Genomic DNA, 14,682 nt, shown 5'->3' with positions numbered 1-14,682 from the left:
CTGGAACAAGTCTGCTTTACTCAATGCGAATTAAGCATAGGGAATGCCCCAATCCTTCTCAGCTACTGCCCCCCAATGTCTTGCATCACCAGCATTGTCCTTATTGATGACAAAAGCAGGAATAATCAGTGTTGGTCCTGTTTTACCTTTTACGATGACGCCCTTTTCCCAAAAGTACTTGGTGTTTTGGTATTCACCCAAAGGCACTTCTGTATTCTTCAATGAATGCTTGGTTAGCATTTCAACCGCAATCTCACCATAAGCGATTGGGTCTTGAGAAACACATGCATCCATATAGCCTTCCTGAATCCATTTCAAAGCAATTGGTTCACCATCAATCGTCACGAAAATAACATGGCCTTCCTCACCGACCTTCTTCCAACGATTTCTTTGTTGCAATGCAGTCGCAATACCGCGAGCAGGAGAATCTGAAGGTGCATGTACTGCATCTAGATCAGGATGCTCAGATAAGGTAGATAAAGTTACCGCCAGCATTTTTTCCAGTTGCCCTTCAGTCGGTCGAGACAAATAGGTAATTTCTGGGTATTTCGCAAAAACTGAATCCATGCCTTCTTTACGTAAACGCCATGCCACAGAAGCCAAAGCACCAAAACAATTTAAGACTTTACCTTTTGGCTTTCCGTACTTTTTGACCAAACGACTTACAATTTCCTCTGCAGCAATGACACCGCCTTGAAAATTATCAAAACTTACAGTAATTGCGACATCACCACCATCCGCAGGCGTATCGATGATACCGACAGGAATTTTTTGATGGTTATAGCGCTGGATGGCAGAAACAATCGCCTGACTGTCTATTGAATCTGAAATAATTGCAGATGGTTTTGATAAGAGTAAGCTCTGCCACTGCTCAAGCTGACGGGTACTGTCAAAGTTTGCATTGATGGCTTGAAACTCGCCTGAGTTGGCTTGCACCGCACGTTTAACAGCTTCTTCCTGAATCACAAAAAAGTAGTAATCAAGACTTTTATTGGAATATGGAATTGAAAGACGAGTTGCGGTTGATGTAGAACGACTACATCCTATAAGCCCTCCCCCCAAACTCAGCCCTATACCTGCTGCAACTGCGCTTTTAAATAGATTACGGCGGGTTATTCCGCCCTGATTTGATTTTGTCATTGGAATATCTCCTTTATTCCTTATTTATTAAATCTAGTAATACTACATTTTTAATTAAACTGTCAATAACATCCCATACAGAATATTTAAAAAATAATCTTTAGATACAATAAATAGATACTTAAAATTAAACAATAAAAGCTTAAATATATAATAAACAAGGATATTTAAGAGAAATATCAACCATTTTATTTTGGTAAATCGATTTTAGTTTTATAACAACAAAATATAGTTTTACTATATTATCGCATTTTGACGTAAGAGGTCCCATCAAAACACGCCACCACCATCCCCACCGCTTCACGGGTAAACAGCCCATTTTCGACCACACCCGGAATTCGATTGAGCTCAATCTCTAATGGTGATGGATCTTTGATTATTGGCCCACAATGGCAGTCTAGAATAAAATGACCACTGTCTGTTATAACGGGTTGCCCATCACGCATTCGACGTTCAATCCGTATATTGTCAATACCATGTTCTGCAAGTACGCGTTCAACCATTGCTAAGGTTTGCTTCCATGCAAATTGCACCACTTCGACTGGAAGCGGAAAACCGCCCAAACAATCGACAATCTTTGTTTCATCACAAATACAGATCATTTGTTTAGAAGCATGTGCGATTATCTTCTCCCAAAGCAAACAAGCACCGCCACCTTTGATCATATTAAACTGCTGATCAACTTCATCTGGACCATCAATGGTCAGATCAATTTTACCGATCTCATTGGGATCCGTGATTTCAATCCCCACCTGTTGTGCCACCTCAATGGTTGAACGAGAAGTGGTGGTACACGTCAGAGTTAATCCATGTTCTCGTATGTGTGCACCCAACTCTCGAACAAAAAAATGCGACGTCGTTCCAGAACCTAAGCCCAATTTCATACCATCATGGATAAAATCCTGAATTACTCGGCGTCCTGCTACTTTTTTTGCTTCATCCTGTTGATTACTCATTCAGTACTCCTGTTACTTACGCAGCTTCACTGCTACTTTTTAATTGATCAAATCTTGTCCGTGTGCCATAAATCAAGCGCCGGCAATTGATCAGGAAATTGACTACCACTTGCGATTGCAATGGCAGTGACTAACATATTGGTCACCAGATGATGGTTCAGGCGTGAAGCCAACGGCGTCATAAGCTCGGTATGCTCATAAGGCTGCACAGCAATCAGCACATCTGAAATCTGTGCCAATGGGCTATCATGTGCCGTAATCGAAACCACTTTCGCACCACGTTTACGGGCAATGCTGGCAATCTCGACCATTTTTCGCGTATGTCCAGACTGCGAATAAATCAAAATAACTTCTTCAGGTCTGGCACTATCGGCATGAATACGTTGGTGCTTTGTACCAAGCAAGGCCTGACAGCGGATACCCAGTCGTTGAAATTTATGTTCTGCATCCACAGCATTGATTTCAGACATTCCTGTGGCATAAATGCCAACCCAATTTGCCGCTTGAAGGCAACCTGCTCCCGCCGTGATTTGCTCTGGCACTAAATCTTCAGCCAAGCGCTGAATTGCATTCAGTGAATTACGACAGGTTTTCCGCACAATATTTTCAATACTGTCATTGGGAATAATTTGCTCATAAGCAAATGGTGCAGATGGCACTAAGCTCTGCGCCAACTGAAGTTTTAAATCCTGATAACCCTCAAAACCAAAACGGCGGCAAAAGCGCATAATGGTTGGATCACTGACAGAACAGACTTCAGACAGACTCGCCATACTCATCTGAATCACTTCAGATGGTGATGTCACCACAAAATCAGCCACACGTCGTTCAGCACGATGCATGTTTTCACTTTCTTGAAGAATCCGCTGTAACAAACTGACGGTCATACCACTACACTCCTAGCCGCCACCTGACAGCACATCAAATCAAACTTGTAATAAATCCGCCAAACGACTTAAGCGTTGCTTGGCAGAAATTTTCACCTCTGGGCCACCGCCCCAAGGTACAACAAAAAAAGGCACATCAGCACCCACTGCGGCTTGTTGATCAATGGGTGTATCGCCAACATAAGCCCAACCACCAGAAACCAAATTCATCGCGTCCGCCACAGCCAACAAATGTTTTGGATCTGGTTTACAGGCAGGTACCGCATCCGCACCTAAGGCCACATCAAATAACTCAGATAAGCCCAATTGCTGCAACACTTTAGCAGTGATTGCATGGGTTTTGTTGGTACAAATACCCAATTTTATCCCAGCCGATTTTAACGCCTCAAGATCTTCACGTACGTGTGGAAAAATTCGGGTATGCCCCGCAGGATTGGCCAGATACGCCTGTTGATAACATTGTAAAGCTTGCTGTAATGTTACTTCGTCATAGGCAACATCCAATTCATCTAAAATATCGATAATCAGCCGACGTGGACCATTGCCAAGAAATTTTTCAACAAAATGCGCCTCAAGCTTGGGCCAACCATTTTGAGCAAAGCCAATATTTAAAGCCTCCGCAATATCAGGCACACTATCAATTAGCGTACCATCTAAATCAAAGATAAATGCAGAATAAGCAGTCATAAAAAACTCCTGAGAATTATTGGTCAAAAATTGGAGAACTTAATGCGGTAAGCGTTTGCCCCAATACGGGATAGAGACTGCGATACATTTCATGCGCTTGTGCATACACCTCAGCGACTGCCAAATTTGGCTGTTCTCTAGAAATTGCCCGAAAGTTTTTGATCGCACTCTGTGCATCGGGCCAAACCCCCATTGCCAAGCCAGCAACCAATGCAGCACCAAAGGCGGCACCTTCAGCAGCACCATCGGTCGTCACCACCTCACAACCAAATACATCAGCCTGAATTTGTCGCCAAAGGGTAGACTTTGCACCACCCCCAGAAGCTTTAATCACATGCTTTTCAATCCCTAATGGCTGCATTAAGGAATACATATCCGCCAAGGCATGCACCACCCCTTCCATCACAGACCGAGCAACATCACCACAATCATGTCGTGCAGTAAGACCGATAAGCGCGCCACGCGCTTTAGGGTCGGCATGAGGGCAACGCTCGCCATACAGATAAGGTAAAAACAATAAGCCCTTTGCACCCGCCGTACTCGCTGTTGCTTTGGCGACAATTTGCTCAAATGAAAGATGTTGCCCGTCAGCAATATGACAAAAATTCTCACGGAACCAATTCATTGCACTGCCAGCATTGAGAGAGACACCCATACAATGCCATTTATCAGCAGCCACATTACAGAAAACCTGCAAACGACCTTTTGGGTTTTCTTGTGCTGTATCTAAGGCAGCAGCGAGAATCCCACCTGTACCAAGTGTGGTTTGCAGTTCACCCGGCTCAATCACACCTGAACCAAAAGTCTGAATTACCGAATCCCCACCCCCACCCGCAACAGGCAATCCCTCTGGAAGACCGAAGAGTGCTGCACCTGCTGCTGAGACGTATCCTGAAATCACTTGTGATTCAAATACCGGTGGGAGTATTTCAGGATTAATTCCTATCTTTTCAATCAAGCCCATCGCCCATTGTCGCGAACGCACATCAAACAAGCCTGTGCCAGAAGCATCAGAAACCTCAGTGGCAATCACCCCAGTCAGACGTAAACGCAAATAATCTTTCGGGTTCAACATGCTACGCATACGCGCAAATAGTTCAGGCTCGTGGCGTTGCATCCAAAGAATTTTGCCACCTGTATAGCCCACCAACATTCTGTTATTGGTTGCCGCAAGTAATCCATCCAACCCACCAGCAGCCACGACAATATCATCACATTCAGCTTGATTACGTTGATCATTCCATAAAATGGCTGGGCGTAAAACTTGCTGTAAAGCATCAAGTGGAACCAAGCCATGCATCTGCCCAGACAAGCCAATACACAATATTTGCACTGGAGGCGCTTTGGCCAATGCCCCTGCGACAGCCTGACGTGCACCCTCCACCCACAATTCAGGATCTTGCTCTGTCCAACCTGGTCGAGGTCTAGACAATGGATAAGTTGCGATATCGGCTGAAACAACTTTTCCTTCAATATCGATCAATAAAGCCTTACATCCTGAAGTTCCTATATCTATCCCTAGAAGTACTTGCATAAATCAATTCTCCACGCCGTGGTGTAAACGAATATGTTTGAAATTAAAATATTCAAGCAATCCTTCACGACCATGTTCGTAGCCAACACCACTCTGCTTACGACCACCATAAGCAGCATTCATTATTCCAGCATCAACGTTATTGATCGCAACATTGCCATAATCAAGACCTACTGAAACCCGATGAATTTCTGTCAAATTTTGAGCATAACAATAAGCTGCTAAACCATAAGGCGTATCATTGGCATAGTTGATTGCCTCATCCAAATCATCAAAAGGTGCAACCCCAACCAAAGGGCCGAACGTTTCTTCGCTCATGACTTGCATACTATGCTTACAATCCGCGATCACAGTTGGACGAAAAAAATATCCTTTGGCATATTGAATCCCCTCTGGTGCTTTACCACCAGCCACCAACCGTGCGCCTTTAACCAAAGCATCTTGGAGATGGGTACGCGTTTTATCTAGAGGCTCAGCAGATGCCATTGCCCCAAGATCAGCGGCTGGATTTTCCAAGCCATTATCGACACTCAATGCATCAGCCGCCGCTGCAAGTTGAGTAACAAACTCCTCATATATTGCGCGATGTACATAGATGCGATTAATCGCAATACAGATTTGCCCACAATTACGGAAGCTACGACGTGCTGCACCTTTGACCGCTGCATCAAGATCGGCACTCGCAGTGACAATCATCGGGCAATTGCCACCCAACTCTAAAGACAGTCGTTTCACTTGTGGGCAGCTTTGTTGAATATGCAAACCCACTGCACTTGAGCCCGTAAATGCAATTTTATCCACTTGCGGATGCTCGACCAGTGCCTGCCCCACTTGTGAGCCTTTACCCGTCAATACATTGACTACTCCTGCAGGAATACCCGCTGCATGACATTTTTGTGCAATTGCCAAAGCAGTAAATGGCGTCAATTCAGCAGGTTTAATAACAATGCTACATCCAGCAGCAAGGCTGGCACATAATTTCCACCCCACCAACTCAGCGGGATAGTTCCATGGTGTAATTGCAGCAACCACACCAATCGGTTCACGTACCACTAAACTTTGGAATCCTTGTTGATCATTGGGAATAATTTCACCATGTACTCGCGTGGCTTCTTCAGCATAAAAATGACATGCTTCAGCGAGTTTTAGAATTTCACCTTTTGCTTCATTAACAGGTTTGCCTTGTTCCGCTGTCATGATCATTGCCATATTTAAGGCATCCGCAGCAATAAGGTCACCTAAACGATGCAAAGCGATCGCACGCGTTTTTGGCACAAGCTTAGACCATGAAGCAAATGCATGACGTGCAGCAGAAACAGCCGCATCAATCTCATCCGTTGTTGCTGCAGCAATATGACCAATCACCTCACCCGTTGCAGGGTTTAGCACAGGTAAGCGAGGTCCTTTACCTTTAGAAAATTTTCCGTCGATATATAAAGTACTGTCGAGTACAGCGATTGATTCAGCTAAAGCATTATTTTTCATCATTTACTTCACGCCTTCCTATGCGAGTAATCTTGTTATTCATTGTTAAAATATATAGTAATACTATTTTTATGCAAGAATAATTTATAAATTATCTGAAAACCCTTTGGGAAAACATCAAAATCAACAATAAAAATAAAATAATTTATGTTTAAAAAACAAATAAATATATTAAAAATCCATTAATGTAAGCGAATAATCTCTGCATATACTCAATACACTACTTGACCAAAGCTAAAATTAAAAAGTAGTATTACTAGATAGAAGAAATGATAAACAAAGGAAGGATTCTCCATGTTACCCACATCACTCAACAGCGCCAAATTGGTTGGTCGTGTTTGGCTTCCTCACAAAGGGCCATCGGTTGTCATCTTACGTGACAACATACTGTTTGATGTCACCGAGTCAGTCATCTCAATGGCTGATTTTCTTGACGATGATCCTGCTGGTCGTTTTGACAAACTCACAGGTGAAGTGCTTGGTAAAGTTGAAGATTTGGTGCTTGATCCTGCAGAAATGGGTTACCACGCAGATCGTCCTTGCTTACTTGCCCCCTGTGACTTTCAATCCTTAAAAGCTTGTGGGGTTACTTTTGCCAAAAGTATGGTTGAACGTGTCATCGATGAACGAACCTCGGGTGATCCTGCTCGTGCCGAAGCATTACGTCAACGTATAGGTACACTGATCGGTGGCAGTTTATCGAATATTCAAGCGGGTTCTCAGCAAGCAGCTGAAGTTAAAGCGACATTGATTGCTGAAGGTTTATGGTCACAATATCTCGAAGTCGGGATTGGGCCAGATGCCGAAGTCTTCACCAAGTCACAACCCATGTCTGCTGTAGGTTATGGTGCACAAGTGGGAATTAATCGGATTTCAGCATGGAACAACCCTGAACCAGAAATAGTGTTGGCAGTGGATAGCCAAGGCAATATCCGTGGTGCGACGCTGGGCAATGATGTCAATCTACGCGATGTTGAAGGCCGATCAGCACTATTACTCGGCAAAGCAAAAGACAATAACGCATCATGTTCAATTGGCCCATTTATCCGTTTATTTGACTCAGATTTCACCCTTAGCGATATTGAAAATGCCGCTCTTCACATGTCTGTAACTGGTGCAGAAGATGGTTTCAGCATGTCAGGACACTCCAATATGGCGGAAATCAGTCGTAAACCCGCGCATCTGGTCGCACAAACCTACAATGACTCGCATCAGTACCCAGATGGCTTTATGTTATTTTTAGGCACAATGTTTGCGCCAACACAAGATCGAGAAGGTCAAGGTTCTGGCTTTACCCATAAACCAGGTGACGTGGTCGAAATCTCTACTCCGCTTTTAGGCACATTACGCAATACTGTTGTTTATGCTGATCAAGCACAACCATGGACTTATGGAACCCGTGCACTGATGCGTAATTTAGTAAAACGAGGTGTGCTCTGATGAAATTAGTGGTCACTGATCAAGCCTTTGGCAATACACGACATGAGCAAGCAGCCGCGCAAGTTGCTGGGGCAAGTTTTGCAGAATTTCAATGCCGTAGTGAAGCAGAAACAGTACAAGCCGTTGCAGGAGCAAATGTAGTACTCAACAACTTTGCACCCATGACCCATCGTGTGATGCAGGCCATGGCAACTGGTGCAACCATTGTACGTTATGGCGTTGGTGTCGATAATGTTGATCTCGTCGCCGCAAAACAACTTGGGATACAGGTATGTAATGTACCTGATTATGGTATTGAAGAAGTCGCTGATCATGCAGCTGCCATGACCTTGATGATGGCACGTAAACTCAATCAGTATGACCAAGGTATCCGCGCAGGTGAATGGAAGATCGATCAAATGGTTACGGGTATTCGTTCGTTGCGTAATACCACTGTAGGTTTAATCGGGCTGGGACGTATTGCGAAAGCTTATGCCTCACGCCTCGCTGCCTTTGGTTGTCATATGATTGGCTTTGACCCATATGTCACCGAAGCGCAAGCAAAAACACTAGGCGTTCACCTGATGTCACAGGATCAAGTGATTTCTTCTGCTCATGTTTTATCGCTACATGTTCCACTGACCCCAGCAACACGTCATTTGATTGATGCTGAGGCGATGGCAAAAATGCCTCAGGGTTCAATCATTATCAATTGCTCAAGAGGTGGACTGATTGATGAAACAGCATTAGCCACAGCCTTGCTCAGTGGACAAATCTCAGGCGCAGGACTTGATGTCTTTGCACAAGAGCCGTTACCAGCAGATTCGCCTCTACGTACAGCACCTCATTTAATCATGTCACCACATACGGCCTTTTTTTCTGATACATCGGTAGATACCTTACAGCGCTTAGCCGCTGAAGAAGCATTACGCAGTTTACGTGGTGAACCGTTACGATGCTCACTCATCACATAAAATGGAAAAGACAAAGAGAAAAGATATGGATTATCGCAAGAAAATGGACTTAAGCAATAAACTGGCACTGGTCACAGGTGCAGGTCAAGGCATAGGCGCAGCAATTGCTGAAGCACTGGCAGCGACAGGCGCCGAAGTTATTTGTACCGACATCTTACTGGATCGTGCAACAACAACTGTACAAGCGTTAAAAGCCAAGGGCTATCTTGCGCGTGCAGAAAGCTTAGATGTCACAGATAGTGCAGCGATTAATGCGCTTGCTCAAGCTTTACCAGCACTGGATATATTGGTATGTAATGCGGGCATTGTGACAAACACCCCAGCTGAGCACATGACAGATGAAGAGTGGGATAATGTCATCAACATCAACTTGACTGGCATCTTTAAGACTTGTCGTGGCTTTGCCCGTCAAATGCTGGATGCTGGACGAGGATCGATTATCAATATTGGTTCAATGTCAGGACAGATTGTCAACGTGCCACAACCGCAATGTCACTACAATGCCTCAAAAGCAGGCGTGCATCATTTAACGAAATCGCTTGCGGTTGAATGGGCTCAACGTCATATTCGGGTGAACGCTGTTGCCCCCACCTATATTGAAACACCGTTATTAAAAAACCTTGAAAACCAAGATCACTTAGTCAATCAATGGCTGAATATGACACCAGCTAAACGTATGGGGCAAGCTCATGAAATTGCGTCTATTGTGCAATTTCTGGCTTCAGATGCCTCAAGTCTAATCACAGGTTCAATCATTACGGCGGATGCTGGTTATACCTGTATTTAAAATCAACACGCTCAATGCGATCTATTAAGCTTGGGCCTAACTCGAAAATAAAGGAAGAGGATCTTATTCAAGCATTGGAACAGAATCAGATTATGGGGTATGGTACAGATATAGTGGATCAGCAATCCAGTTGAGCGGCTTGTTGTTTAATCAAGTCGAATAGCCCAAAGCAACTCAAACCTCATCTGCTTAATTTATCCATTACAGGAGATGACTAAAACAACCACTGAAACATAGCAATGATTATTTTCAATGCTATTTCGATATTAAAAGACGATTTAAACAAGAATATCCCAAGGATTAAACGGAATTTAATTGACTGGACAAACAAAGTAAAAGTGATGCTGAAAGAGAAAAAATTCTTGTGAATTTATTGAAATTTTCTCTTTTAAAAACTTAACTTATAACTTACTCGCTCAAAACCTATTCATTTTAAATGCACTGCTTTTAAATGTAAGACCCTAAATGATTAGGTTATTTAAAACAATGAATTGAATCAATGGATGTTGATCTCAATACAGTAAAAATCAATTCTCATGGACAGGAATAACAAGGGAGAACACTATGGCTGGTTTATCAATTTGGCATGTGATCATTTTTGCAATTGTGGTTATTTTATTATTCGGGACCTCTAAGCTTAAAAATATTGGTAAAGATGTTGGCGGCGCAGTCAAAGACTTTAAAAAATCAATGCGTGAGGAAGAAAACATCGCATTAAAAGAGACCAACACGCTTGAACATGAGGAGACCAAGAAACCATCCGACTCAACCATTAACAGCTAAGTTTAGGGATGATATAGATGTTTAATGTTGGAATGTCTGAACTTTTTGTGTTTGGCATTATCGCCCTTCTGGTACTTGGGCCAGAAAAACTACCAGAGGCCGCTCGTTTCGCGGGGAAATGGTATGCCAAACTCATGCATTTTGTGAACAATGCCAAACAAGATATTGACCGTGAACTCGGATTATCCGAACTGCGTGAGCAAGTCCAACAAGAAATGCAGCGTATGGCCGAGCTTGAACAAAAAATGCAATCCCAACTTGCTGAACTTCGGCAGCAAACAGAGGTAAACGACGCTAAACAACAGCTACAAAGCAGCGCTACTGAAAAAACAGCAAAGTTTAACATTTTGATTTATCATGTTTTATTGAATAATAAAGCCTATTACGCAGTATTTACGCCCCATTATTTGCAAAACTATTTACAGCATCAACAAGCATCTGATGATCATCAGACAGAGCCTAAAGCCTCATCTCCGGTAAAATTAAAGGTGATCGCATGAATACACAGCTCCCTCAATCTTCGTCACCCGCTGTGATTGCAAAAGACCTACCGTCTGAAGAACTACAGCAAATGCCACTGATTGAACATTTGGTAGCGCTTCGTCAACATTTGTTTAAAACGGTAGGGGTTCTATTCGCACTATTTTTTTGTTTATTGCCTTTTGCCAATCGAACGTATCAACTACTCTCAGAACCATTAAGAGCTCAGCTTCCTGCCAATTCATCCATGATCGCAACAGATGTCACCGCAACATTTATGGCACCCTTTAAGCTTAACTTTTTTGTGGCGATTCTGCTGGCAATGCCTTTTATTATTTATCAGCTCTGGAGTTTTATTAAACCCGCACTTTATGAAAAAGAAAGATCACTGGCACTTCCCTTGCTGTTCGGTAGCATCCTATTATTTTACGCAGGGATTGCCTTCGCTTACTTTATTGTACTGCCTTCTATTCTACACTTTTTCATTAGCGTCTCTCCCGAAACCGTCGCACCCATGACCGATATCAATAGTTATCTCAGCTTTTGTTTAAAGTTATTTTTGGTGTTTGGGGTAACTTTTGAAATTCCAATGATCACACTTTTATTGATTTTGATTGGTGTGGTTAGCACTCAGAGTTTAATTGCAAAACGCCGCTTTATTATAATGGGCTGTTTTTTTATCGCTATGTTTGTAACACCACCTGATGCAATATCTATGATTATGCTTGCGATCCCAATGTGGTTATTGTTTGAGCTAGGTTTATTATTTGGAAAATTACTGGAAAAGCGAAGAAAGCTCTAAACTCATCCAGCTAGCTTACAACACTAAATCTAAACCTAAACCTAAAATCTAAAACTAAACCCAAAATTTAAACCCCAAAACGCTTAAAATCAAAGAAATGGCATGCTCCTCAATGAGCATGCCATGCAACATTATGCAATTTTAATAATCGGTTTGAGTGTAATACCCTTGTGACTATCTATCGCAGCTTGATTGATTTCATCAAATGCATAGAATTTTACAAGTTGGTCAAAGGGAAATTTCCCTTGTTGATATAAGCGGACTAACTCAGGGATAAATTTCTTGGGTGAACCACTCCCCTCAACGACACCTAAAATGGTTTTCCCACCCAATAACAGATCATTTACATCAAATTGTGCAGTTGTGCCTAATTGAGGTGCACCTACCACGGCGATTTTGCCTAAAATCCCCAGCGCATCAACACCTTGTTTTAATATCTCAGGGCGCCCAGTAGACTCCAATGCAAAGTTGACTCCACCATCAGTAATCTCTTTAATCACCGCTACAGGATCTTGAGTTTTACTATTGATCACATGAGTTGCACCCAATTGTTTTGCCAGTTCCAAACGAGATTCAACAATATCAACAGCGATAATGATCGAAGCACCACACACTTTTGCCGCAAGCAAAGCACTCAGACCAACAGCACCAGCACCCCAAGTCACAAAACTACTGGCAGGTGTCACTTTTAAAGCATTTATACATGCACCAGCACCTGTTTGAATACCACAACCTAATGGTCCTAATAGTTCGATTGGTACATCTTTGGTCACTTTAACCGTGTTATTTTCACGACTTAAAGCATAGGTTGCAAAGGAGGATTGGGCAAAAAAATGATCATTAACCACGCCATGATCATGGGTACAAAGCGCATGTTGTCCTTCTGAATCTGCCCCACTAAAATTTCGTCCAAAAAACTCTGAACAATAGGCAGGATTTCCAGTATTACATTGGGTACATTTCCCACAATAACCATAGCTTAAAACCACATGATCGCCGACTTGAAGCTCGGTTACATTAGGGCCTATCGCCTCAATAATTCCTGACCCTTCATGTCCAAGGACGGCAGGCAGCGGTACCGGATAATATTGATCACGTACAATCAAATCGGTGTGGCACATTCCTGTAGCAACCACTTTTACCAATACTTCATCACCTTGCGGCTGACGTATTTTTAAAGCTTGTAGCTCAAAGTCAGCACCTTTACATGGGGTCACTGCGGCAATAATATCTTTTAATTCACTCATGGTATAACGTCCTGTCATGATTTATTTAATTGTTTAAAAAGGATAATGTGGCGCTTGAGCCTGTACTGTAATCCATTGCCACTGGGTAAATTCATCGGCATTGGCAGGGCCGCCAATACGCGTACCATTACCTGATGAACCAAAACCACCAAATGGATTGACCGTTTCATCATTTACGGTCTGATCGTTGATATGTAGCAAGCCCACTTTGAGCTGCGCACCGAGTTGCATACCTCGTCCCACATTCGAGGTAATAATGCCTGCTGAAAGCCCATAATCGCCGTCATTAGCTAATTCAATGGCCTGTTCATCTGAGCTAAACGGGATCAACACGGCAACAGGACCAAAAATCTCTTCACTAAAAATCGAATTGTTTGCAGTCACATCTGTCAGTACAGTCGGTTGAAAAAATACCCCATCGGCATGCCCGCCGATTTCCAATGTTGCGCCTTCATTAACCGCAGCACTGACCAATTGTTCTACACGTTGCGCTTGTTTGGCATTGATCAATGGCCCAATGGTGACATTCTTGTCACAAGGATTCCCTACCACAAAATTCTGCACTTTTTCAATTACACGCTGTTTGACCTGTTGATAAATTTTTTGGTGAATCAAAATCTTGCCAGAGGTCATACAAATCTGCCCAGAATGTAAAAATGCACCCCATGCAATATTTTCTGCTGCCAACTCAATATCCGCATCATCCAAAATAATCAGTGAGTTTTTCCCACCCAGTTCTAGAGAGACTTTCTTTAAGGTCTTTGCCGCATTCGCCCCAACAATCCGTCCAACTTGGGTTGATCCCGTAAATTGGATACTGGCAATATTTTTATCCAAAGTCAGTGCTTCACCAACTTCGGCCCCACCTGGCAATACATGCAGCAGCCCCTTTGGCAATCCTGCAAGTTCAAAAATCCGTGCAATCACATAGCCACTACACACTGCTGTACGCTCATCAGGTTTTAACACCACCGCATTACCAAAGGCCAAAGCAGGTGCCACAGCACGTAAAGCTAAGTACAGTGGAAAGTTAAATGGAGAAATGACCCCAACAACACCTAAGGGCAAGCGTTTCGCTATACTTAGTTTGCCATTTTGCGTAGGTAATAATGTGCCCTGTTCAGTTGCAGGTGAAGCAATACAATGTTTAAGCACTTGAATCGCAATACTCACTTCAAAGCCTGCTTTCAGTTGTAATGAGCCACTTTCCTTAACCAGCCACTCAATCACTTCCGCTTGATTTTCTGTCAGTAAAGCAGCAGCTCGCTCAAACACTGCCTGACGCTCTTGATAATTTAAAGCCCACCACTGTTGTTGAGCGGCTTTGGCTTGTTGTGCAGCACTCACCACATCAGCGGCAGTGGCATAACCGATTTCACCAAGCACTTGACCTGTTGCAACCTCAATCACACTGTAGATGTCTTGGGCTGACTGCCATGAACCGTTAAATAATTTTTTATCCCAAAGCTCTTTTGTGAATATAGACATTATGACCTCTTCA

14 protein-coding genes are annotated in these 14,682 nt (G+C 43.1%); 6 read left to right on the top strand and 8 right to left on the bottom strand.

Annotated elements, in window-relative coordinates; all coding sequences use genetic code 11:
* Positions 1–30: 30 nt before the first annotated feature.
* The 6 genes from FY049_RS08705 to FY049_RS08680 form a co-directional block, all read right to left on the bottom strand.
* Positions 31–1,140, bottom strand: coding sequence for a sugar ABC transporter substrate-binding protein (locus FY049_RS08705; protein ID WP_446083536.1), 1,110 nt, complete (start codon positions 1,138–1,140; stop codon positions 31–33).
* 242 nt (positions 1,141–1,382) lie between these two features.
* A complete protein-coding gene (gene rpiA, locus FY049_RS08700) occupies positions 1,383–2,096 on the bottom strand; it encodes a ribose 5-phosphate isomerase A (RefSeq protein WP_446083535.1) in 714 nt (237 codons plus the stop codon).
* Between the two features lie 47 nt (positions 2,097–2,143).
* Positions 2,144–2,983 carry a MurR/RpiR family transcriptional regulator gene (locus FY049_RS08695; RefSeq protein WP_004721513.1) on the bottom strand — a complete coding sequence of 280 codons (840 nt, stop codon included), beginning with the start codon at positions 2,981–2,983 and terminating at the stop codon, positions 2,144–2,146.
* Positions 2,984–3,022: 39 nt separating this feature from the next.
* Entirely contained in the window at positions 3,023–3,670 is a 648-nt protein-coding gene (locus FY049_RS08690) for an HAD family hydrolase (RefSeq protein WP_446083534.1), read from the bottom strand.
* 16 nt (positions 3,671–3,686) lie between these two features.
* Positions 3,687–5,204, bottom strand: coding sequence for a xylulokinase (xylB, locus tag FY049_RS08685; protein ID WP_446083533.1), 1,518 nt, complete (start codon positions 5,202–5,204; stop codon positions 3,687–3,689).
* Between the two features lie 3 nt (positions 5,205–5,207).
* Positions 5,208–6,692 carry an aldehyde dehydrogenase family protein gene (locus FY049_RS08680; RefSeq protein WP_446083532.1) on the bottom strand — a complete coding sequence of 495 codons (1,485 nt, stop codon included), beginning with the start codon at positions 6,690–6,692 and terminating at the stop codon, positions 5,208–5,210.
* 291 nt (positions 6,693–6,983) lie between these two features.
* Between FY049_RS08680 and FY049_RS08675 the strand changes: the two genes are divergently transcribed.
* From FY049_RS08675 to tatC, 6 genes are all read left to right on the top strand, one after another.
* Positions 6,984–8,129 (top strand): fumarylacetoacetate hydrolase family protein, encoded by a 1,146-nt coding sequence (locus tag FY049_RS08675; protein ID WP_446083531.1) that lies wholly within the window; start codon positions 6,984–6,986, stop codon positions 8,127–8,129.
* Positions 8,129–9,082, top strand: a complete 954-nt coding sequence (locus FY049_RS08670) for a C-terminal binding protein (protein ID WP_446083530.1) — start codon at positions 8,129–8,131, stop codon at positions 9,080–9,082. Before FY049_RS08675 ends, FY049_RS08670 begins: the two co-directional genes overlap by 1 nt.
* A 25-nt stretch (positions 9,083–9,107) precedes the next feature.
* Positions 9,108–9,869: an SDR family NAD(P)-dependent oxidoreductase gene (locus FY049_RS08665; protein ID WP_446083529.1), complete on the top strand. Its 762-nt coding sequence runs from the start codon at positions 9,108–9,110 to the stop codon at positions 9,867–9,869.
* Between the two features lie 564 nt (positions 9,870–10,433).
* Complete coding sequence (gene tatA, locus FY049_RS08660; protein WP_004721526.1) at positions 10,434–10,652, top strand: Sec-independent protein translocase subunit TatA; 219 nt, start codon at positions 10,434–10,436, stop codon at positions 10,650–10,652.
* Positions 10,653–10,669: 17 nt separating this feature from the next.
* Positions 10,670–11,152: a Sec-independent protein translocase protein TatB gene (gene tatB, locus FY049_RS08655; RefSeq protein ID WP_446083528.1), complete on the top strand. Its 483-nt coding sequence runs from the start codon at positions 10,670–10,672 to the stop codon at positions 11,150–11,152.
* Positions 11,149–11,934 carry a twin-arginine translocase subunit TatC gene (tatC, locus tag FY049_RS08650; RefSeq protein ID WP_446083527.1) on the top strand — a complete coding sequence of 262 codons (786 nt, stop codon included), beginning with the start codon at positions 11,149–11,151 and terminating at the stop codon, positions 11,932–11,934. Before tatB ends, tatC begins: the two co-directional genes overlap by 4 nt.
* A gap of 131 nt (positions 11,935–12,065) precedes the next feature.
* On the opposite strand, the gene FY049_RS08645 is transcribed toward tatC, so the two are convergent.
* Positions 12,066–13,181 (bottom strand): NAD(P)-dependent alcohol dehydrogenase, encoded by a 1,116-nt coding sequence (locus tag FY049_RS08645; protein WP_262085671.1) that lies wholly within the window; start codon positions 13,179–13,181, stop codon positions 12,066–12,068.
* A 33-nt stretch (positions 13,182–13,214) separates the two neighbouring features.
* The gene (locus FY049_RS08640) at positions 13,215–14,669 is read right to left on the bottom strand and encodes a benzaldehyde dehydrogenase (protein WP_446083526.1); all 1,455 of its coding nucleotides are present in this window, start codon (positions 14,667–14,669) and stop codon (positions 13,215–13,217) included.
* Between the last annotated feature and the right edge of the window lie 13 nt (positions 14,670–14,682).

This window comes from Acinetobacter sp. 1125_18A (genome assembly GCF_052824985.1).
The sequence above is the reverse complement of the archived record's forward strand: the minus strand, read 5'-3'. Positions and strand labels throughout refer to the sequence as shown.